Genomic DNA, 21767 nt, shown 5'->3' on the forward strand with positions numbered 1-21767 from the left:
TGTGCAATGTCGGTCCCAAGTCCTAGGCTGCTCAGCGTTACGGGACGTAACTTGGCAAAGCGCGAACAGCGCATATCCGGGTAAGTCCAGCAAGCCGGACGGCCAACGTTTAACCCAACTACTGCCGGTGATTCGCATTTTGGGTGGGAAAGGCGGACGACGAATATGGCATGGTGGCGCAGCAGCAGGAAGCGCGACTCCAAAGACGAGGCTTTCACCGAGCCGCTCTCAGAGAGCGACGGTGAACTCGGCGAGGCCGCCGACCGGGCGCAGGCCCGCGGCAGCCAGCCGAACGCGGTGCCGGCGCCTCGCACCGACTCCCCCGATTTCGCCATGTCCGAACCCGAATCGGAGTTCGCGCACGCGGCCGCCGAACAGCTCTCCTTCGGCCCGGCCCGGGAGCAGATCTCCGAGGTCGACCGCTGGCACCTGATCAAGAGCGACCTGGAGGAGATCGACCCCGAGTTCGTCGCCGACCTCGAATCGATCGCCGCCGGAGCCCGCGACGAGCCCGCGCCGCTGGACCACGACCGGATCGTGGCCGCGCTGAAAAACCTCGAGATCCGCTACCTGGTCGACGAGAACGGCGGGATCGTGGCCCTGTGGGAGCGCCACATCGTCCAGATGCGCGCCGAAGGCCCCGAGCGCGACATCCTCGTGCTGCGCGCCCGCGCCTACCAGACCGTTCCCCGCGAATGGGCCGAGCGCGGCTTCGCGGCCATGAACGAGTGGAACCGGACCCGCCGGTTCCTCAAGGCCTACCTCGGCGAGCCGACCGAGTCCGGCGCGCTGCCGGTCTTCGGCGAGATCCAGGTACCGGTCCGCCCCGGCATCACCGACGCGCTGCTCGAAGAGCTGATCGACTGCGGCACCGCCATTTCCGGCACGTTCGTCGAGTGGCTCGAAGGAGAGCTGCTCTAGCCCCGAAAGTCCGTCCGGTATGGATGGATGTGGCGTGGATCGCCGCAGCTCTCCCACATCGAGGGACGGCGCGGCGAGCCGCCCATGGGTATCATTCAGGTGCCTCGACTGAACGATCGACCCCTGGAGCTCCCCATGACTTCCATCCCCCCGGAAGAACAGCGCCCGCAGCAGTACCCGGGGCCCGACGCCGGGCCTCCCGGCGAAGCGGCCCCGGCGCAGCCGCCCGCGGCCGGTCCCGAACCGCAGGGTGCGCCGCCGGCCTCGCCCGCGCCGCTCGGAGCGATGCCCCCCTCGCCCGACCCCCGGCCCGCGCAGTCGCCCTCGCCCCAGGCCGCCCCGCCCGCGATGACTCCGCCGCCGACCCAGCCGCAGCAGCCCCAGCAGCAGTACGCCCAGGCGCCGCCGATGCCCCCCGCCGGCCCGATGCCTCCCACCGGCCCGATGAACACCGGCGCGATCCCCATGCCGCCTCCGCCGCCCAAGCCCCGGCGCGGCGGGTTGATCGGCCTGGCCGTCCTGGCCTCGATCCTCGGTGTCGCCGCGGTCGTCTTGGCGGTCCTGTTCGTCCAGAAGTCGGGGGAATCCTCCGACCAGGCCGACCAGATCACCGAACTCGAAGCCTCCAAGGAGGAGCTCGAGCAGACCAACGAAGGCCTGAGCGACAGCCTCGCCGACCTCCAGGACGTCTCCGACCAGTTCAGCGCGTGCGCCGAGGCCTTCGAGGAATGGGACGACCACGAGTACGAGGGCGACCTCGACCCCAACGCCGAGAACTTCGAGGACCTGCTCACCGACGACGAGTACCTCGAGTGGGGAATCGAGCAGAATGAGCTGTACCTGGAGGCCCAGGAGCAGTGCACGACCTGATCCCGGACCGCCGGACGCGGCGCGGGAACGTCAGGCGTTCCGCATGAAATCCGCGGCGCGCTCCATGTACTCCCACATGGCCTTGTCGTACTCGGGCGGGAGCGCCACGGTGTCCATCGCGTGGCGCATGCAGCGCAGCCACGCGTCGCGTTCGCGTTCGCCGATCGTATAGGGGGCGTGGCGCATCCGCAGGCGCGGGTGGCCGCGCTCCTCGGAGTAGGCGTGGGGGCCGCCCCAGTACTGCTCCAGGAACATACGCAGCCGCCGCGCGGCCGGGGCCAGGTCCTCCTCGGGGTAGAGCGGGCGCAGGACCTGGTCGTCGGCGACCTGCTCATAGAAGGCGTCGGTCAGGCGCTCGAAGGTCTCGCTGCCGCCCACGGCCTCGTAGAACGACTGGGTCGGGGCGGGCTGGCCGGTCGGGGTCAAAGGCACGACCGAGCGCGGGCTATCAGAAGGCATCTATCCATCGTGCCCTGATGCGCACCGACTGGGAACCCAATCCGACCCGCGTCACACCGAATGCGCCCGAGATCACTCAGAAAACGCCCGATTCCCACCGGTCGTCCCCGTTGGGCGCGCCTTACGCGTTCGGACCGGCCGATTCCCGCGGCACGTACACCCGCGCACCCGAGGTCGAGATCCCCGCCTCGCGCAGCGACTCGCTGATGCGTCGCCGCAGCTCCCGGCCCGCCGCCCACTGCTCGTCGCTGACCGTCCGCACCCCCAGCCGCACCATGATCTGGTCGATCGTCATCTCGGTCGGACCGAGATACTCAGGTTCGGCGAGCACGGACCGGCTCCACTGCTCGTCGGCGGCGAACGCCTGCGCGGCCTCGATGATCTTCTCCCCGGCCAGGTCGACGTCGACGTTCGGCGGCAGCGGCGTGTCCACCACCACGAACGCCCAGCTCTGGCTCGAGTTCCCCACTCGCAGGATCTGGCCGTTGCGCACGTACCACAGTGTGCCGTCCAGCGCCCGCAGCGTCGTCACCCGCAGGCCCATGTCCACCACTTCGCCGGCGGCGTCGCCCACGTCCACCCAGTCGCCGACTCCGTACTGGTCTTCCACCAGGATGAAGATCCCCGCCAGGTAGTCCTGCACCAGGTTCTGCGCCCCGAAGCCGATCGCGACGCCCGCGATCCCCGCGCTGGCCAGTATCGGCGCCAGGTTCACCTCGAACACGCTGAGCACCAGCATGAACGCAACCGACCAGATCACGATCGAGGCGATGTGCTGGAGCACGCTGGTGAGCGTCTCGGCCCGCTGCGCGGTCCGGTCCCCGACGAGCGATTCCCGCCGCGACGACGAGGCCGAGAGCCGCTCGGCCAGGTCGCTGATCCCCTGCGGTCCCCTCACCGTCGTGGCCCGCTTGATGATCTTGGCGATCGACCGGTTCACCAGCCAGCGCAGCACCAGCGCGGTCACGATGATCAGCAGCACCTGGAGAATCCGGTCGACCACCCCGCCCCCGTCTGACGCCAGGCCCGCGTTGTCGGTGATCCGCCACAGCAGCGAGCAGGAGTTGAACCCGCCCTCGCAGGGCGAGTCTTCGGTGGCGGCCAGCAGTTCCAACGTGCGTCCTTCCGTGCTCGGCAACGGCGGTCATAGTCGGCCGAAACCGGTCGTCAACGGCCGTTCGAAGAGACGATATTCCCTCGTCACCGAAGATCCCACGGAACCGGGGTGCAATTTCTTGAGATTTAGGTCAAACTTGACGAGACCGATGGCTTGGAGGTTAGACACCGTGATACGTCCTCGACATAGGAAGGCTCCCGACAGCGATGATCCTTCCCCAAGTGCCCATACGAATCTGTTCACTCACAACGCCGTGGCCCTAGGCTCGGCGCTTGTTTTGAACCAGAGTTATGAGCCGCTTTGCGTGGTCCCGGTGAAACGGGCGGCAGTGCTGCTGCTCACCCGCAAGGCAGAGACCGTCGCCCCCGGTGACGGTTTTCTTCGCAGCGAGACGATGAACATCCCCGTCCCCGCCGTCGTGCGCCTCAACCGGTACGTGTCGATCCCCAGGCAGGTCGGCTCCAGCCCCTCCCGGCGCGGCGTGTTCGTCCGCGACGACTGGCGCTGCGTCTACTGCGGATCATCGGCGGAGACCATCGACCACGTGATCCCGCGCTCCCGAGGAGGCACCCACACCTGGGACAACGTCGTCGCCGCCTGCGCCCCCTGCAACCACCGCAAAAGCGACCGCACGCTCGCCGAACTCGGTTGGAGACTGCCGCGCGCCCCCAGGCCCCCCTCGGGATGGCAGCTGCGGGGCTTCCGCGGGCAGCGCCGCCCCGATCCGGCCTGGGAGGCGTGGCTCCCCCAGCGTCGCCACAACCACAGGCCGAGAATCGCCTGACCCTCCCCCGCACAGCGCAAGACATCGGGTGCAAGCCCGCCGACGGAAGTTCTCGCCGGCGGGCTCGCTGCATCCCCAAGCTGGACCCGGGTCGTGTGCGACTGAACGCACCTTGCCACCGCCTGCGGATCTTCGAAGACCCGATCTGGACTAGGCTGAGTACCGGATGTCACGTTGTGCCTGTATCTGTGGGAGCAATTTGACTTCTTCCCCTCCCGGAGGGGAGGGAACTCCGACCGGTCACCCGATCGGTTTTCCTGCTTCGATGGTGACCGCCACCGAACCGAAGTCCGGAGGTCTTACGTGGCCTCCACAGGCTGCACATCCCGCCAGCCCGGCGGTAAGGTCGCAATGCTTGGTTTTCGCGGAGCGACCGCCACAATTGTACGACTCTGAGAAGTACCTCCCACGTGAGGTCGCCTTCCCAAGAGAAGAAAGGGGGCCGCGCCCTACCTCACCGGCCCGAGGGTCGGAGTCTCCAGGCGCAACAACCGATGACCAACTTGACGGTCCTCCAGGAGCTGCTGATCTTGTTCGGCGTCCCGATCCTGGTCGTGATCGCGGTCTTCGCCGCGGTCTTCCTGCGGCACCCGCGGCCGCAGTCGCGCTACCGCCCCGGCCAGCCCTACGACTTCAAGCCGGTGTGGTTCATCGCCCGAGATGGCGCGGTCGGCGACGCCGCCCCCGCGGCGGCGGCCATCGAGTCATCAGAAAGCGGCGACGAAGCGTTCGCCGGCGGACCCAAGGGAGGCGCCCATGGCAGCTGGTAACGACGTGGCCCGCCGCACGGCGGACGACCGGAGCCCCGAGGGCGTCCAGCCCGAGGTCCTCGAAGGGCCCTTCGACGTCAAGGAGCTGCTGCACCTGGACGAGGCCCTCACCGCCGCCGAGCGCGACGGTGGCGGACTCCACTACAGCGTCTACGTGGGCCCGCTGCACGACCCGGTGCGCGGCGCCGCCGAGACGATGCACGACCGCCTGTCCGACCCCGACAAGTCGGTGCTGATCGCCGTCTCGCCCGAGCAGCGCAAACTGGAGATCGTGACCGGCAAGCTCGCCCAGGACAAGATCCCGGACCGCTCTGCGGCCCTGGTGGTCTTCTCCATGGAAGCGGCCTTCGGAGCCGGAAACCTCGCCGAGGGCGTCGTCACCGGCCTGCGGATGCTCGCCGAGACCGCCCGCGGCGCGTTACCGCGACAGCGTATGAGAACGCCGGTCGGGCTTCGGCCCGGCCGGCGCCGCTGTCTGTTCGCCCCTACCGCTCGGGCATCTGCCGGTCCAGCAGCCCCGGCGCGTCGGTCAGCTCCAGCTTGGAGACGAACTCGACCCACGACAGCGAATCGGCCACCGTCTCCCGGATCGACAGCACCGTAGTACCCGGGATCCGCAGTGTCAGCGTCGCCGGAGTGCCCAGCTCCTTCTGCGCCAGCACCGCCTCGGTCGGCTGCCCGCCCAGGCCCCGCGCCAGCTCGAACACCGCCGCCTCGTTCTCCTTGGCGACCGGCACCCAGTCCATGTCCCGGGCCAGCAGCAGCTCCGCCCCGAGCTTCTTGCCCTCGACCTCGCCGTTGTAACGCAGGACGATCCGGTTCGAGTCGCCCCTGGCCCCCACCAGATGCCACGCCTCGTCGGTCAGGTCCACCAGCTGGCCCTCGAACCGCCCCACCGCGCCGCGCACCTGCTTGGCCTGCCGCCGGGCCGCCAGCGGGCGGCCGACGATGCGGAAGACCGCGATGAGCACCCCGAGCACGACCACGCCGACGGCCATGCCCGCGACCGGATGCAGCTCGATCACGATGCTCTCCATGACCGCCACCGGCACCAGCACACCTGCCGAGAACCCCAGCAGCGGCTTGAGCCAGAACGGACCGGTCTGGCCCGGCAGGCGCAGCGGCGCCAAAAGCCCGACCGTGGACGCCGCGACCAGCGAGATCCCGACCAGCATCGGCGAGGGCGCCTCCGTCGACTCCAGCCACGACACCGCCCACCACGACAGGAACACCGCGCCGATCGCGACGGTGGGAATGAGGAGCACGACCGCGAACAGCAGCTGCTGCGGCTGGGGGCGGGACCGCGAGGCCATCAGGGGACCGAGCAGCAGCAGCGGCAGCACGATCCCGAACAGAGCCACCACGGTGGCGCTTATCACGACCACCGGCAAAAGCGCAGACAAGACCGCTTTCTCCTTCTTGGCAGAATTGGCTTACGGCTCGCATACATCGCCGCAACTGATGGAGCAAGCAGAGCCTATCAATGGCCCCGAACAGGGCTCGGGGCTCCGGGACCGCCGTCCCGAAGCCCCGCGAGGCACGAACTCCTAAGCGGCCCGCCGGTCGCATTCCTGCCCGGCCAGCGCCCGAGCCAGGTCGGCCCGGCCCTCGGCCACGCCGCGCTTGACCGGCGCAGGCCGGTCCTCGGCCAGCCAGCCGTCGACCACGGCCAGCGAGTCCGCGTCGATCAGGTTCGACGGGAACGCCAGCTTCGAGAACTCCACGGCCTGCTGCGCGCCCAGCTTCTCCCACAGCTCCGGGACCGCCTCCAGGTAGCCGCCCAGGTACGGGCGCACCAGATCGGCCTGGTCGAGCGGGCCGAAGCCCATCATCGAGGAGCGCCGGATGTAGTTCTCGGTGGAAGGATCGACGATCCGCTGCCAGGCGCGCTCCTTGGCCGCGGGGTCGGGGACCGCGGCGCGGGCGATGAACGACAGCCGCTTGCCGTCGGCGGTGTCGTCCCGCTCCAGCTCGCGGTCGATCTCGTCCTCGGCGGCCGCGCCGCCCGCGACCAGCCCGGTCAGCAGCGACCACCGCAGGTCGGCGTCGACGGCCAGGCCCTCTGGCACGTCCGCGCCCTCCAGCCAGCCGCGCAGCCGCGCCAAGTCCTCCTGCGAACGCGAGGACGAGGCGTAGGCCTTCGTCCAGGACCGCTGCTGGTCCGAGCCCGGCTCGGCCGAGGCCATCGCCCCTTCCGCGGCCCGCGCCCACCGCTCGCGCAGGTCGGCGCGCGCGGCCGGGTCGGCGTAGGCCAGCGCCCCGCCGACCTGCCGCTGGGCGACGGTCACGATGTTGATGTCGGACTCGTCGGGCAGGCTCTTGCAGCCCAGCGCGACGAACTGGGACGCCGGCAGCTCGGCGTCCCGCAGCATGTCCCAGGCCGCGGCCCAGATCAGCGCCCGCGGCAGCGAGTCGGCGAGCGCCGAGGTGTGCTCCACGGCCGTCTCCAGCGAGCGCTCGTCCAACCGCAGCTTCGCGTACGTCAGGTCGTCGTCGTTGAGCAGCAGCAGGTCCGGTTGCGCGACCCCGGCCAGCTCCGGCACCTCGGTGAGCTCGCCGTCCACGTCGACCTCGACGCGGTCGCGGCGCACCAGCGCATCGCCGTCGAGGTCGTAGAGGCCGATCGCAATGCGATGAGTGCGGGCGGTCGGGTGCTCGTCGGGGACCTCCTGGCGCACCGCCACGCGAGCGTAGGAGCCCTCGCCGTCGACCTCCAGCTCAGGCCGCAGGGTCGAGACCCCGGCCGTGCGCAGCCACGTGTCGGCGAAGTCGGCCAGCGGCTTCCCGCTGGCGGTCTCCAGCTCTCCCAGCAGGTCCGAGAAGACCGCGTTGCCGAACTCGTGCTTGCGGAAGTAGGAGCGCAGACCGGAAAGAAACGGCTGGATCCCGACGTAGGCCACCAGCTGCTTGAGGATGGACGCGCCCTTGGCGTAGGTGATGCCGTCGAAGTTGGCCTGCACCGACTCGGTGTCGGGCATCTCGGAGTACACCGGGTGCGTGGTCGGCTGCTGGTCCTGCCCGTAGCCCCAGTTCTTCCGGGCCGACAGGAACGTCGTCCACGCTCCCGAGAAGCGCGTGGCCTCCACGTTCGCCCAGTGGCTGGCCCACTCCGCGAACGACTCGTTCAGCCACAGGTCGTCCCACCAGCGCATCGTGACCAGGTCGCCGAACCACATGTGCGCCATCTCGTGCAGGATCACGTTCGCCCGCTGCTCCAGCTCGAAGTCGGTGACCTGACTGCGGAACAGGAACGACGCCTCTGCGATGGTGATGCACCCGAAGTTCTCCATCGCCCCGAAGTTGTACTCGGGCGCGAAGACCTGGTCGTACTTCGGCAGCGGGTAGCGGATCCCGAAGTTGGCGTGGAAGTGGTCGAAGCCCTGGCGGGTGATCTCGAAGACCCCCTCGGGGTCCAGGTGCTCCTTCATTGACTGGCGGCAGTACAGGCCCAGCTCGATGCCGTCGTGCGTCTCGGACACCCCGTGGTAGGGGCCGGCGCAGATCGCGGTCACGTACGGGCTCATCCGCGGCGCGGTCTCGAACAGCGTCACCCTCAGCCCCAGCGCGTCGACCCGCTCCTCCGAGGCCGCCGGCATGTTCGAGATCACCTTCCAGTGTCCCGGGGCGCGCACCTCGAATGTGAAGGACGCCTTGAGGTCGGGCTGGTCGAAGCACGCGTAGACCCGCTGGGCGTCGGCCACCTCGAACTGCGAGTAAAGGTAGGTCTCCTTGTCGACCGGGTCGGTCATGCGGTGGAGGCCCTGCCCGTCGGTCGAATAGGCGCAGATCGCGTTGACGACGACCTCGTTCTCGGCCGCCAGTCCCGGCAGCCGCAGGCCGGCCTTGGGGTCGAAACCGGTGATGTCCACCGGCTCCCCGTTCAGCCAGGCGTCCTCGATCCGTTCGGCGGCGATCTCGATGAAGGTCTCCGCGCCCGGTTCGGCGCACGAGAACTTCACCGCGGTGCGGGAGGAGAAGGTGTCGCCTTCTGCGTGGCCGCTGAGGTCGAGCTCCACCTTGTAGGAGTCGACGTCGAGAAGCTCCGCGCGGCGCCGGGCCTCGTCTCGCGTGAGAATGTGCGTTGCCGCCACAATGCCTGCTTCCTAAGTCATTGCTCATAGTCGAGCGTGGTCGGATGATTCGCTCTCCGCACTGGCACAAGTGCCGAGTGCTGGAGTCCTGGACCGGCAGTCTGGTCCGTCGGCGATCGGTCCGTCCCTGAAGGAGCTGCCGCACCCGCGCATGCGGTGTGTGCAGGGAGATGTCGGGGTCTCCGACTCGGTTCAGGACGTTGATCGCTCCGGCATGATCGGCTTGCCATACCGCCCCGCACGCAGTGCAGTGAAGCCGGTCCCCTCGACGTACCCCAAGGAGGTCTGTAAAGGGTATGACTTGCGAGGTATAGGCAGCGTTGACCAGCCGCACCGCAGAACCTCTACGGCCCGACACGTCGTTCAGCGCCTCGGCGGTGATGCCTTTGGTCCAGGCCGCCAGGCGCCGGTTGGTGTCCTTGCTCAGACGCCTTCGGCTGGAGAAGGTCTTGGTGAGGTCTTCGGCCACCACAACAGTGGCTTTGTCTACGACCGCATGTACTGCTTTGAAAGTGATATCACGCACATGGCGCTGCCACGCGGCAGATCGGCGATCCCGCTTGACGGTACCGAGGTTGTGATCACGAATCAGCTGTGCCTTGGCCAGGTCACCGCGTTGCTCGGCCTTGTCAGCCAGGGCGCGGAGCTTGGCGCGGCGGGAGTTCTTTGCCCTGCGGTGATCGGATTCCGCGGTGAGCAGTGCGCCCAGTTCGGTGCCGTGGTGCATACCGTCGGAGTCGGTGAACACTTCGGTGTAACCCTTATCGACACCCAGCCATGCGGTGCCACGGGGACGCTGCGACGACTTCATGGTGTCGGCATCGATCACATAGTGGACCTCGACCCTCCCGCTTCGCAGAAGCAGTCGCAGAGTCCCGGTCGGAGCGACCGTCGTGTTGAGCGGGATTGAGACCAAGCGGCGCCGCGCCAGGCCTGGGACGGCAAGCCACACCTGGCCGCCTTCGGTCAGGGTGAACGTCCGGTAGAGATCGGACCGCACCACGATCTGGTTCGCCACACGGTTGCGGCCTCTATGGCAGTAGCGGCGCATCATCCGCCGCAGAAACGGATCGTTCACCCAGCCGTCGTACTTCAATGCCGTGAACATTTGCTTCCGGGCCGCCGGGTCGTCGGTGCGCCGCCAGACAGCGCGACGGACACGAGACTTGGCGGACTCACGGTGGACTTTGATGTCGGCTACCGCATCTCGGACAGTTTCCTTCCACGCATTGGCCAGCACTCCAAAGGTTTCGGCGGTGCCGTCCCGCATCCAACGGTCGCGGATCGCGCGATCCGACACGCCCACACCTGCCACCGACCCAAACCGGCGCCACACCAAAGAGCGGACGCTGCCCAAACGCCGGGCCTGGTCGTCGAGCTCGCCATATTTCCTGGCGTTGAGGTCTCTTGAGTAAGCGATACGGGTGACCTTCATCTGCATGTCCGATGTCTCGTGCAACAATGGTTCATTTGTACAACGAATGAAGGCCGTTGACGACGCGGCCCAGGGTCCGGATACGTCAAAAGTGTGTCATATCCCGGGAGTCCCCTCGGCGCGCGCGGCCAGGGCCGGAGCCTCCACTACTCTTGCGGCGTGAGTGCAGCACACCCGATTGAGCAGGCCTGGCTCTCCACCGGTGGGACGGGCGCGAAGAACTACGACGAGTTCCCCGACGAATCCGAGATCACCAGGATCGTCGAGGCCAACCCAGCGAGCGTGTTGGGCGTCGAGATGCCCGCCCACACGCCCGAGGCCGTCGCCGCCGGACTGAGCTTCGAGCAGGCCCTTCCGGCCGCGGCTGAACGGCTGGCCGCCCTCCAGGAAGCCGGACGCTTCGCGTCCTTCGGCGACGTCGCGGTCGCCTACCGCATCTCCGGCGGCGCCGAACCGGTCGCCTACGGGGTGTTCTGCATGGTCGACACCGCCGAGATCTCCTCGGCCGCCGACGAGCCGGGCCGCGTCATCCGCAACGAGGACGTCTTCATCGAGAAGGTCAAGCAGCGCAACGAGCTCAACCAGCGGCTGCACCACCTGCTCAGCCCGGTCCTGCTGCTCCAGTCCAGCAAGGGCGACCAGCTCCACGCCGCCGTCGCCGACGCGATCGCCGCCTCCGGCGACCCGGTCGCCTCCGACGTCGACGAGGCCGGCCGCACCCACGAGATCTGGGCGATCGGCGGCCGGGCCGGCACCGATCTGGCGGCGCTCGCCGGGGACGGCGACCTCATCGTCGCCGACGGCAACCACCGCTCCCTGGCCGCCCAGGTCGGGAAGCTCGACCGTTTCCTGGCCGTCATCACCACTCCGCGGTCGGTCGTCATCCGGCCCTACCACCGCCTGGTGGCCGGCCTGCCCGGCTCCGCCGCGCAGCTGGTCGAGCAGATCGGGCAGATCGGCGCGACCGTCACCGAGGTCGACGGCCCGCCCCAGACCCCCGAGACCGGCGGCACGGTCGTCGTCTACGGGCAGGGTCGCACTTGGGAGATCGCCTTCGGCGACATCGAGGGCACGGTGGTCGACCGGCTCGACCACACCCGCGTCGAGCAGGAGGTCTTCGGCGGACTCCTCGGCCGGGACGCCGGCGACAAGCGCATCACCTACGTCGGCGGCGACTACTCCGCCTCCTGGCTCGCCGAGCAGGTCGACGCCGGCAAGGCCGACTTGGCGATCCTCATCGCCCCGGTCACCGTCGAGGACTTCATCGACGTCAACCTCCAGCGGTTGAAGATGCCGCGCAAGTCCACCTGGTTCGTGCCCAAGGCGCGGGCCGGACTGACCATCGCCGAGCTTCCGAAGGAATAAGGTACGAGTCGTGCGCATTTATCTCGGTTCCGACCACGCCGGGTTCGAACTCAAAGAGCACCTGGTCAAGCACCTGGCCGAGCGCGGCTTCGACGTCGTCGACGTGGGCCCGGCCGCCTTCGACCCCGAGGACGACTACCCGCCGTTCTGCCTCAACGCCGCCGCCAAGGTCGTCGCCGACCCCGGCAGCCTGGGCGTCGTGATCGGCGGATCGGGCAACGGCGAGCAGATCGCGGCCAACAAGGTCCCCGGCTGCCGGGCCGCGCTGGCCTGGAGCGTCGAGACCGCCAGGCTCGGCCGCCAGCACAACGACGCCAACGTCGTGGCCGTCGGCGGGCGCATGCACTCGCTGGAGGAGTCGACGAGCTTCGTCGACGCGTTCGTCGACGAGTCGTTCTCCGGCGCCGAGCGCCACCAGCGGCGCATCGACCAGCTCTCGGAGTACGAGAGGGAGCACCGGCTCCCCGAGATTCCCTGAACCGCATCGATCGCCCGGGCGATCGGCGTATCGGAATCGCTTCGAACTGTTGGTGTCGCGAATCTGGAGTTAGTGGACACGTGTTGGTAGCGTCAATGCATGTCTAAAGGTTTTCGTGTAATCCTGCAGTTCCTCCAGGCGATCTTCCTCCTCTTGGCCGTGCTCCTCCTCGTCGAGTCGGTCACGGACAACCGGGCCGACACCACCTTCCTCTTCGGTTCGGAAGTGCCCCGCGAGCAGTGGGCGATGATCACCGGAATCCTCGCCATCGCCTTCTCTCCCGCGCTGTGGTCGCTGCGCCGCGGCGGCTCCGGTGCCGCGCAGGCGGCCCCGCAGACCATGGGCGCCTACGACCGGGTCCCCGAGCAGCCGCCGGCCGCGCCCCAGCAGCCCCAACCGGGAGGGGTCGGCTTCGAGCCGATGGGCTCCGATCGCGCGCCCGCCCCGCCCTCCAGCTCCTACGGACAGCCCTCCGGCCCCGGATTCGGCGCCCAGCCCTCCGGCGGCCCGTCCCCGTCCTCCCCGCCCCAGCAGGGCGACAGCCCGTGGGGGAGCAGGTGACGCGGCGCGCGGTTGCCCACTGAGACGATCGGAACAGGCCGACCGGCGAGGACGGCGAGCCTTGGCCTCCCGGCGTACGCTAGGGCGACACACTCCATTCGTGAAGGAACCGCGCCCCGATGACGAACGCCACCGCCGACCTCGTCTGCGGCCCCGCTGATCCCCTACCGGGAGCGGAGCAGAGCTACCGGCTGACCGGCATGCTCGGCTCCGGCGGCCAGGCCGATGTCTACCAGGCTGTTCGCCTGTCAGCCGGGATCTCCTCGACGCCGCTGACGGTCAAGGTCTTCCGGCTCAACCCCGGCGAGCCGCGAGAGCAGCAGTACCGCTCCTGGGACAAGGGCGACGCGGTCCTGATGGACCTGCACTCCCGCAACGTCGGCTCCATCTGCCGCCGCATCGACGCATTCTATGGGCGGATGCCGCACCGCGCCGACCAGCTGGCCTCCGGCGAACCCGTGCCGTTCCAGGTTCTGGAGTACCTGCCCGGCCACGACCTGCGGCAGCTGCTGAGCCAGCGCATCGCCCGCGTGGACGCCGTCCGCGTTCTCAAGGCCGTGCACGAGGTCATGCAGGCCATGCACCACCCCCCGAGCGGAGCCCACCCGGTCCTGCACATGGACCTCAAGCCCGCCAACGTCATCGTCGGGCCAGACGGTGCCGCGAAGGTCATCGACTTCACCGGCGCCCGCTACTACACCCCGGCGCACCTGACCACGATCGCCTACACCCGCGAGACCGCCGGGCCGGAGGCCCACGAGGGCCGCGTCGGCCCCGCCTACGACGTCCACGGCTTCGGCTCGATCGCGTTCTTCATGGTCACCGGCGCCAGCGCCCGCACCGACTCGCCCGGCCACACCGATTCGGTCCCGTGGGCCAGGCTCCGCCGCCACCCCGTGCTGGAGTCCAACCCGCCGCTCCGCGACCTGCTGACCGCGCCACTGGACGACAACCCGGGGAACCGGCCCCGCACCGAGGAACTCCCTGGGTGGATCAACGAGCTGGCCGGTGCGGTCGCCCGCTCGAACCTGCCGGACCTCGGCGTCGACTGGGGCCCCGGCACCAACGGCGCCCCCGCGACTCAAGTCCTCGGCGACCGCTCAACTCGGATTCTCGGCGGCCCCGGCGGCCCGGCGATGGCCGCCCCGCTCCCGTCGGCTCCCGGCGGCACCAGGGTCATGCCCCCCGTCGCCGCCCCGAGCTCCGACCGAGCGGGGGAGCGGCCGCAACCGATCGCCGGGCGCGTCCGCGTCCGCGACCACAACGACTTCCAGCAAGGCCGCGCCGCAGACCTTCAGCGGTCCCACCACAACGGCGACCACCCCGAGCACGACCGCCATCGCGAACCCGAGCCCGGCCGCGACGACGAACCGCAGCACCCGCTGCTGGGACCGCCCGGAAGCCTGTCCAAGGGCCTGGAGTTCTCCATCATCGGCGGCCTGTTCTCCCTGATCATGTGGCTGATGCTGTCGGTCCAGCGGGGAATCGACGGGATCCAGCGGCATGCGATGGAGTACCTGCTGATCGTGGCGGTCGCGATCGGCCTGTTCTTCCTGCTGCGAGTCGCCGGGGGCATGTTCTGGGGGCGGATGCTCGGGGCCAAGCGACGATCGGCCCGGCTCGCGCACCTGCTGACCGGCGCGTTCCTGTTCCTGGTCGGCATGAGCTACATCAGCCAGCTGTCCTGGGGCTGGGTGGACAACCTCTTCGACCCCGCGGACTGGTTCTCGGGGATAGCCGACTGGTTCGAAGGACTATTCGACTGAACTCCTGTCGTCTCCAGGGATCCGCCCGATTTGACGGAAAAGACGGGGGATCTCCATTCGATATCGCTCTCCGAGCGAGCCCACCCTGTCCGCATTGGCGGCCGCCCGCTATCGTCGGTCAGGAGGGGGCAACGAAAAGTTGTGTCCATTTCTTCGCTTCGCTAATGCAACCGGAGCCGACTTAATGGGCGTCAGACAAGAGGACATTCCAGGTTTCCAATACCCCGGAAAGGTACACAGGACATGACCGCAGCGACCAAGGCGGATGTGGCTCCGCTCACTCCAGAGCAGCGAGCCGACTTCGACCGCGACGGCTACCTGATGATCCGCGGTGCCCTCGACTCCGATGAGACCGCCCGCTATTCGGCCGCGCTCGACCGGGTCTACGAGGAGGAGAAGGCCGCCGGCAGGCTCAGCCCCGAAGGCTCGATGCACAAGCTCAGCGCGGCGACCTCCGTGCCCGAGATGGCCGAGCTGCTGAACCACCCGAAGACCTTCCACTACGTGTGGTCCATGATCGGCTGGAACTTTCACGTCTACCACTCGCATGTGGACGTGCACCCGCCCATCGAAGGCAAGCGTCCGTTCCGATTCGAATGGCACCAGGACGGCGGCCGGCAGAACCGCGAGATCGAGACCGACCCGCGCCCGATGCTCTCGGTCAAGCTCGCCTACTTCTTCTCCGACCTGTCCGAGCCCGGCCGCGGCAACACCAAGATCGTGCCCGGCTCGCACAAGTGGAACCGGATCGACGGCCCGCCGCGCCGCGACGTCGAGTGGCCCGACCCGCCCGGCGCCATCGAGGTCACCGGCGAGGCCGGGGACGTGCTGTTCTTCGACCGGCGCATCTGGCACGCCCGCAGCGACAACTACTCCGACGTCACCCGCAGGGTCGCGTTCTTCGGGTTCACCCCGCGCTGGATCCGCGCCCGCGACGAGGTCGAGGACCTGCCGAACCGGTCGTGGTGGAACGACCTCGACCCGGTCCAGCAGCAGCTGCTCGGCGGCTGCGCGCCGACCGGGGACCACGGCTGGGGCCACTACCCGGACCAGACCCCGGTCTACCAGTGGCTCGCAGAGCGTGACCTCCTCGACCCGGAATACCCGCCGCTGAAGCCGTGACCGGGGGACATGGCAGGCTGTGGCCATGACCGCCGACACCGAGCTCGCTCGTGACATCTACCGCCGCTCGCACCTGACCGGGGAGTTCACTCTCCGGTCCGGTGTGGAGGCGAACGAGTACTTCGACAAGTATCTGTTCGAGTCCGATCCGCTGATGCTGCGGCGAGTCGCCGAGGCGCTGGCGCCGCTCATCCCCGAGCAGGGAGTCGACGCGCTGGCGGGCCTGGAGCTCGGCGGCATCCCGCTGGCGACGATGCTCTCGCAGGTGACCGGGGTGCCGACGCTGTTCGTGCGCAAGGAGGCCAAGACCTACGGCACCTGCCGCCTCGCCGAGGGCGGCGACGTGGAAGGCCGCAGGCTCTTGGTCGTGGAGGACGTCGTGACCTCCGGCGGCGCGGTCCTCGACGCGGTCACCGAACTGCGCGACCGGGGCGCGACGGTCGAGCGGACCATCTGCGTGATCGACCGCGAGTCCGGCGGCCAGAAGAACTTGGCCGACAAGGGCATCGAATTGAAGGCCCTGTTCACGATGACCGAACTGAAAGCGGCCGGCGCCGCCTGACCGGACGGTGTCCGGCGGCGATTCGATCGTCCAATTCACCGACCGATTCGAATGACGCCCGAATGGAAAGGAACTTTCCATTCGGGCGTTTCGACTACTGTGCGTAAGATAAAGAATTCGCCGGATTCGAGGCAACTCCAACGGCCGGCCGAGGGGTATTAACAGTGCAACTCGAAAACACCCAAGTTTCACTGGAAGGCCCCTTTCATGACCTCACAGACCGCCCTCCGAGCCTCCTCTCTCACCCCCGAGCAGATCGAGGCATTCGACCGCGACGGCTATCTGATGATCCGAGGCGCGCTCGATGCCGACGAGGTCGCACGGTACGCCGAGGCGCTGGACCGCCTCTACATCGAGGAACGCGACGCCGGTCGGCTCACTCCGACCGGCGCGATCCACAAGCTGAGCGCGATCACCGCCGTACCTGAGATGGCAGGGCTGCTCAACCATCCGAACACGTTCCACTATGTCTGGTCGATACTCGGGTGGAACACCCACGTGCATCACTCCCATGTGGATGTTAATCCTCCCATTCGGGAGAAGCAGCCATATCGTTTCAAATGGCACCAGGACGGCGGCCGACAGAATACCCAGCTCGAGACCGACCCGCGGCCGAGAATGGCGGTGAAGCTCTCCTACTTCCTCTCCGACCTGTCCGAGCCCGGCCGCGGCAACACCAAGATCGTGCCCGGCTCGCACAAGCGGAACCGGATCGACGGCCCGCCGCGTCGCGATGTCGAGTGGCCGGAGCCGGAGGGCGCGATCGAGGTCACCGGAGAGCCCGGCGACGTCCTGTTCTTCGAACGTCGGCTCTGGCACGCGGCCACCGACAACTACTCCGACATCACCCGCAAGATGGCCTTCATCGGGTACAGCCCGCAGTGGGTCCGCGGGCGCGACGACGTCGAGGACCTGCCGAACCGGTCGTGGTGGAACGACCTCGACCCGGTCCAGCAGCAGCTGCTCGGCGGCTGCGCGCCGACCGGCGACCACGCCTGGGGGTTCCACTTCGACGAGACGCCGCTCTACCTCTGGCTGGAGGAACAAGGACTGCTCGACCCGAAGAACCCGCCTCTGAAGCCGGAGCGGTGATGTAGCAGCGAGGAGGCCCGAGCGGCCGAGATCCGGAGCGCACGCCGAAGGCGGTGGTCCAAGGGGGACCCCTGGACACAAAAGTACCTTCGGGGTGCGACAGTCTGGGGCCTCAGCGGGCCCAGATCCAGATCTCCGAGCCCTTCGGGACCTCCTCGCCGGGATCCTTCGACTGGTCGAAGACCGTGCCGGTGAACCAGATCTGGCCGGTCTTGACCTCGAATCCCAGCTCTTCGAGCAGCTCCTTGGCGTCGTCGACGTCCATCCCGATCACGTCGGGGACCTCGACCGGCTCCGGGCCCTCGCTGATGACCAAATCCACCTCGTCGCCGTAGTCGGCCGGCTCGCCCGAGCCCGGCGAATGCTCGATCACCGCGCCCTCGGGGATCGTGTCGCTGTACCGCTCGGTCTCGTCCCCGACCTCGAGGCCCTCCGCCTCCAGCGCCTCCTCGGCCTCGTCCTCGTCTTTCCCGACCAGGTCGGGCACCTCCAGCGGCGGCTCGCCCCGCGAGACCACCACCGTCACCGCCGAACCGGATTTGACCTCGGTCCCGGCCTCCGGCGAGGTCGAGACGACCTGCCCTTCGGGGTACTCGGTGCTGTACTCGCGCTCGACGGTCACGTCCGCGCCGAACTCCCCGAGCGCGTCCAGCGCCTCGTCCTCGTCGGACCCGGCCAGGCTCGGGACCTCGTACCGCTCCGGTCCCAGCGAGAGCGTCACCGTGATCGTCCCGCCCGACCTGATCCGCTCGCCCACGCCCGGGTCCTGCGCCAGGACCTGGTCGACCGGCACGGTCTCGCTGTACCCGCCGTCGTCGAACTCGACCTCGAATCCCCGCCCTTCGGCGTAGGCGGCCACCGATTCGGCGTCCTGGTCCAGCAGGGACGGCGCCGAGGTGTAGCGCCCGATGCCGATCCACCAGCCCGCGAACGCCACCGCCGCCAGCAGCACCACGATCGCGATCAGCGTGATAAGCGCCTTCCACGACCGCTTGCCGGTCCCGCCCGGCACCACCATCGTGGTCTGGACCGCGCGGGTGGGCCGCGGCAGCTGCCCGGCCGCGGTCGCCACCGGGGTGGCGTCGACGGCCCCGAGCCGCCGCGCGAACGCGCCGGCGTCGACCGGCCGCGCCGCCGGGTCTCTGCTCGCGGCCAGCATCACCAGTTGCGCCAGCCCATCGGGAATGTCCGGCGCGGCGCGCCGCGGCGAGGGGATGTCCTCGTGCAGGTGCCGCTGCGCGACCTCGCCGGGGTCGGGCCCGTCGAACGGGACCTCGCCGGTGAGCAGCTCGTACAGCAGGATCGCCGTGGAGTACACGTCGCTGGCCGGGCTCGCCGGGGACCCCGAGACCAGTTCGGGGGCGACGTAGGCCGCGGTGGCCAGCAGCGGCCCGTCGCGTCGGGCGCCGCCGTGGACGGCCTCTGCCAGTCCGAAGTCGACGACCTTGACCCGGTCGCCCTTGCCGCCCTTCTTGAGCAGGATGTTCTCGGGTTTGATGTCGCGGTGGACCAGCCCGGCGTCGTGCGCGGCCTGGAGTCCCTCCAGGACCTGCCCGCACAGCTCCACGGCCTCGTCGATGCGCAGGCGGCGCCGCCGGTTCAGCAGCTCGCGCAGGGTCGTGCCCGGCACGTACTCCATGACCACGTACGGCATTCCCTCGTGGACGCCCTGGTCGAACACGGCGACCACGTTCGGGTGCGAGAGCCGGGCGATGGTGCGGGCCTCGCCGGTGAAGGCCTCCAGGTCCATCGACGCGTCGACGCCGGTGATCATCTTGACCGCCACGGTCCGTTCGAGCCGGTCGTCGTGCGCCTCGTAGACCGCGGCCATGCCGCCCTGGGCGATCAGCCGCTCGAGTCGGTACCGCCCTTCGATGAGCGCACCCGTCAGGTCTCCGGTCGCCGTCGTCAACCCGCACCCCCTTTCGCAGACACCAGTCTAAGAGCTGGGAGCGACCTTTAGAGGACCTCGGCCCCGGGGAAGACCGGTTTGTCCGGAGCGACGATCCCGAGCCGCTTGGTGGCGCGAGTGAGGGCGACGTACAGGTTCCGCGGGTTGGCCTCGGCGATCGCGTCGGGGTCGACGACGATGACGCTGTCGAACTCCAGGCCCTTAGCCTGCTTGACCGTCATCACCGAGGCGGTCTCGATCCACGCCAGCTCGGCGGCCAGCTCCGGCGTGGTGACGATGGCCACCGATCCTTCTCCGACGGCCTCGGCCTCGGCGGCCGCCATCTCGGCGACCCGGCCCTCCAGTCCGTCGGAGGCGATCTCGAGCCACGGCCGGTGCCCGGAGGCCCGCACCGACTCCGGCCGCGGGGCCCGGGCGTCGATCGCGTCCAGCAGGCGGGTCGCGACCTCCATGATCTCGGCCGGAGTGCGGTAGGAGACGGTCAACTGCTCGGCCCGCCAGGTCAGCTCCGAGGAGTCGAAGACCTCGCCCCAGCTCGCAGGGGCCGCCGCGTTCCCGGCCTGAGCCAGGTCCCCGGCGACGGTGAACGACCTCGAGACGCAGCGGCGCAGCAGCGCCCGCCACACCATCGGCGACAGCTCCTGGGCCTCGTCGACGATGACGTGCCCGAAGATCCAGCGCCGGTCGGCGGCGGCCCGCTCGGCCACGGACACGAACCGCCGCGAGGCCTGCCGCTCGCTCAGCCAGGCGGCGTCGATGACGTCGGTGGCCTGGAGGATCTCGGACTCCTCGTCCTCGAAGTCGAACGAGGCCGAGCCGGCTGCGATCGACAGCACGTCCTCGGCGTAGGCGATCTGCTCGCTGTCGGAGTCCCCGGCCCGGCCCCCGCGCTTGCCGGCGCCGAGGTGCTCGGCGGCCTCGTCGAGCAGCGCGATGTCGGCCTCGCTCCAGCCTCCCGGTTCGCGCACGAGCAGCCGGCGCTCCTCGGGCGTCAGCGCTGCGGCGGCCGAGGCGAGCCGCTCTGGAGATGCGAACAGGTCTTCCAGCAGCTCGGTGGGGGTCAGGGCCGGCCACAGCTGCTCGATCCGGTCGCGGATGGCCGCGTCGGTGGCGATCTCCTCGGCCAGTCTCGTCCGGTCCTCCAGGTCCAGCAGGTTCTCCCCGCCGAGCGGGTCTTCGCCGATGATGTCGGCGTACTGCATGGCCAGGTCGGCGATGACGCGCTTGTGGAAGGTCTCGCGGGCGCCGTTGTGCGGCAGTCCGGTCTCGCGGGCCGCGTCGCGGGCGGCGGTGATCTTCTCCGGGCGCAGCCACAGCGTGTGGTCCTCGTAGTGCACCGCCTGCGGCTCCCGGGGCACCTCCTGGCGGTCGGCGACGGCGCTGGCGATGACCCCGGCCATGATCGAGCGGCCCTTGAGAGTGGCCGTGGCCTCGGACTCGGGCCGGTCGGGGCCGATTCCGGGGTAGAGCTCGGCGGGGGTGCGCAGCAGCACGTCGGTCTCGGCCAGGCCCGGCAGCACCTCCGAGATGTAGCGCAGGAACTGCTTTCCGGGGCCGACGATGAGGACGCCGCGCCGCTGGAGCTGCTCGCGGTGCTCGTACAGCAGGTAGGCGGCCCGGTGGAGGGCGACGGCGGTCTTGCCGGTGCCGGGGGCGCCGTCGACGATCATCACCCCTTCGAGCGGGGCGCGGATGATGCGGTCCTGCTCGGCCTGGATGGTGGCGACGATGTCCTTCATGCTTCCGGTGCGGGCCGCGTCCAGGGCCGCCATGAGCGCGCCCTCGGAGCCGATCGAGGAGGCCGAGCCGTCGGCGGAGTCCAAGTCCAGGACCTCGTCGGTCACCGAGGTGAGGCGGCGGCCCCTGGTGTGCAGGTGGCGGCGGCGGCGCACTCCTGCCGGGGAGGCGGCCGTGGCCAGGTAGAAGCGCCGTCCGGCCTCTGAGCGCCAGTCGACCAGCAGCTGCTCGCCGCCCTCGGCGTGCAGGCCGATCCGGCCCAGGTACATCGGGGTCTCGTCGTCGGTGTAGTCGAGCCGTCCGAAGCACAGGCCCTCTTCGACCGCGTCGAGCTGGGCGATGCGGCGGCGGTGGAAGTGGGTCTCGGCGTCGCGCTGGGACAGTTCCTGGTCGTTCTCGACGTGCGAGCGCCGCGAATGGTCGAGGCGGGAGGCCGTCTGGGCGCGCAGCCGGTCGAGGCGGGAGTAGAGCCCGTCGAGCCGTGCCTGCTCGGCGGAGAGGACAGGAGTGATGGCAGCGGACACAGGTCTCCTCGAGTGGCTGGCCGGATGAATGCGGAAGCGTACGATGCGCAAGGTTTTTTCGAGTTTCTACGACGCAACTGAAAAGCATAACCCCGGAAGCCCCTGATCGTCTCCTGGCGAGTCGGAACATGACTACGCTGAGACCACCGGAAATCACCCGATCCGCGTTCGCGTCACCAACGCCCGGTTCGGGAGTATACG

The 21767-nt window shown here is 69.1% G+C and carries 17 protein-coding genes and 2 pseudogenes; 12 read left to right on the forward strand and 7 right to left on the reverse strand.

Annotated features, from left to right (window positions below):
- Nucleotides 1-165 precede the first annotated feature (165 nt).
- Both JFB92_RS16510 and JFB92_RS16515 read left to right on the forward strand, forming a co-directional pair.
- Complete coding sequence (locus JFB92_RS16510; RefSeq protein WP_199041244.1) at nucleotides 166-921, forward strand: type III secretion system chaperone family protein; 756 nt, start codon at nucleotides 166-168, stop codon at nucleotides 919-921.
- Between the two features lie 135 nt (nucleotides 922-1056).
- Entirely contained in the window at nucleotides 1057-1791 is a 735-nt protein-coding gene (locus JFB92_RS16515; protein ID WP_199041246.1) for a hypothetical protein, read from the forward strand.
- A gap of 30 nt (nucleotides 1792-1821) precedes the next feature.
- On the opposite strand, the gene JFB92_RS16520 is transcribed toward JFB92_RS16515, so the two are convergent.
- Together JFB92_RS16520 and JFB92_RS16525 are read right to left on the reverse strand one after the other, a co-directional pair.
- Complete coding sequence (locus JFB92_RS16520) at nucleotides 1822-2250, reverse strand: globin (RefSeq protein WP_199041248.1); 429 nt, start codon at nucleotides 2248-2250, stop codon at nucleotides 1822-1824.
- Nucleotides 2251-2371: 121 nt separating this feature from the next.
- A complete protein-coding gene (locus JFB92_RS16525) occupies nucleotides 2372-3364 on the reverse strand; it encodes a mechanosensitive ion channel family protein (protein WP_199041251.1) in 993 nt (330 codons plus the stop codon).
- A 256-nt stretch (nucleotides 3365-3620) separates the two neighbouring features.
- Here JFB92_RS16525 and JFB92_RS16530 point away from each other — a divergent pair, with 256 nt between their 5' ends.
- The 3 genes and pseudogenes from JFB92_RS16530 to JFB92_RS16540 all read left to right on the forward strand — a co-directional run.
- Entirely contained in the window at nucleotides 3621-4151 is a 531-nt protein-coding gene (locus JFB92_RS16530) for an HNH endonuclease (protein WP_372451656.1), read from the forward strand.
- Between the two features lie 494 nt (nucleotides 4152-4645).
- Nucleotides 4646-4921: an aa3-type cytochrome oxidase subunit CtaJ gene (gene ctaJ, locus JFB92_RS16535; protein ID WP_199041257.1), complete on the forward strand. Its 276-nt coding sequence runs from the start codon at nucleotides 4646-4648 to the stop codon at nucleotides 4919-4921.
- A pseudogene (locus JFB92_RS16540) lies at nucleotides 4908-5330 on the forward strand (DUF5130 family protein); the annotation flags it as partial. The gene ctaJ and the pseudogene JFB92_RS16540, both read left to right, overlap by 14 nt.
- A gap of 76 nt (nucleotides 5331-5406) precedes the next feature.
- On the opposite strand, the gene JFB92_RS16545 reads toward JFB92_RS16540, so the two are convergent.
- The 3 genes and pseudogenes from JFB92_RS16545 to JFB92_RS26990 form a co-directional block, all read right to left on the reverse strand.
- Nucleotides 5407-6324: a sigma-70 family RNA polymerase sigma factor gene (locus JFB92_RS16545; RefSeq protein WP_199041263.1), complete on the reverse strand. Its 918-nt coding sequence runs from the start codon at nucleotides 6322-6324 to the stop codon at nucleotides 5407-5409.
- A gap of 144 nt (nucleotides 6325-6468) precedes the next feature.
- The gene (gene pepN, locus JFB92_RS16550) at nucleotides 6469-9012 is read right to left on the reverse strand and encodes an aminopeptidase N (protein ID WP_199041266.1); all 2544 of its coding nucleotides are present in this window, start codon (nucleotides 9010-9012) and stop codon (nucleotides 6469-6471) included.
- 256 nt (nucleotides 9013-9268) lie between these two features.
- Nucleotides 9269-10453 (reverse strand): annotated as a pseudogene (locus JFB92_RS26990) (nuclease/transposase family protein); the annotation flags it as partial.
- A gap of 153 nt (nucleotides 10454-10606) precedes the next feature.
- Here JFB92_RS26990 and JFB92_RS16560 point away from each other — a divergent pair.
- The 7 genes from JFB92_RS16560 (at nucleotide 10607) to JFB92_RS16590 (ending at nucleotide 17393) form a co-directional block, all read left to right on the forward strand.
- Nucleotides 10607-11812, forward strand: a complete 1206-nt coding sequence (locus JFB92_RS16560) for a DUF1015 family protein (protein WP_199041269.1) — start codon at nucleotides 10607-10609, stop codon at nucleotides 11810-11812.
- A gap of 10 nt (nucleotides 11813-11822) precedes the next feature.
- A complete protein-coding gene (locus tag JFB92_RS16565; RefSeq protein WP_199041272.1) occupies nucleotides 11823-12290 on the forward strand; it encodes a ribose-5-phosphate isomerase in 468 nt (155 codons plus the stop codon).
- A gap of 99 nt (nucleotides 12291-12389) precedes the next feature.
- Nucleotides 12390-12851, forward strand: coding sequence for a hypothetical protein (locus tag JFB92_RS16570; protein WP_199041275.1), 462 nt, complete (start codon nucleotides 12390-12392; stop codon nucleotides 12849-12851).
- Nucleotides 12852-12970: 119 nt separating this feature from the next.
- Nucleotides 12971-14617 (forward strand): serine/threonine protein kinase, encoded by a 1647-nt coding sequence (locus tag JFB92_RS16575; RefSeq protein WP_199041278.1) that lies wholly within the window; start codon nucleotides 12971-12973, stop codon nucleotides 14615-14617.
- A gap of 243 nt (nucleotides 14618-14860) precedes the next feature.
- Complete coding sequence (locus JFB92_RS16580) at nucleotides 14861-15739, forward strand: phytanoyl-CoA dioxygenase family protein (protein WP_199041281.1); 879 nt, start codon at nucleotides 14861-14863, stop codon at nucleotides 15737-15739.
- Nucleotides 15740-15764: 25 nt separating this feature from the next.
- Nucleotides 15765-16301 (forward strand): orotate phosphoribosyltransferase, encoded by a 537-nt coding sequence (gene pyrE, locus JFB92_RS16585; RefSeq protein ID WP_199041284.1) that lies wholly within the window; start codon nucleotides 15765-15767, stop codon nucleotides 16299-16301.
- 207 nt (nucleotides 16302-16508) lie between these two features.
- Nucleotides 16509-17393 (forward strand): phytanoyl-CoA dioxygenase family protein, encoded by an 885-nt coding sequence (locus JFB92_RS16590; protein WP_199041286.1) that lies wholly within the window; start codon nucleotides 16509-16511, stop codon nucleotides 17391-17393.
- 112 nt (nucleotides 17394-17505) lie between these two features.
- On the opposite strand, the gene JFB92_RS16595 is transcribed toward JFB92_RS16590, so the two are convergent.
- On the reverse strand, nucleotides 17506-19305 hold the full coding sequence (locus JFB92_RS16595) for a Stk1 family PASTA domain-containing Ser/Thr kinase (protein WP_199041289.1): 1800 nt from the start codon (nucleotides 19303-19305) through the stop codon (nucleotides 17506-17508).
- Between the two features lie 47 nt (nucleotides 19306-19352).
- Complete coding sequence (locus tag JFB92_RS16600) at nucleotides 19353-21566, reverse strand: HelD family protein (RefSeq protein WP_199041292.1); 2214 nt, start codon at nucleotides 21564-21566, stop codon at nucleotides 19353-19355.
- Nucleotides 21567-21767 lie beyond the last annotated feature (201 nt).

This window comes from Glycomyces salinus (genome assembly GCF_016428645.1).
GTDB lineage: Bacteria > Actinomycetota > Actinomycetes > Mycobacteriales > Micromonosporaceae > Glycomyces > Glycomyces salinus.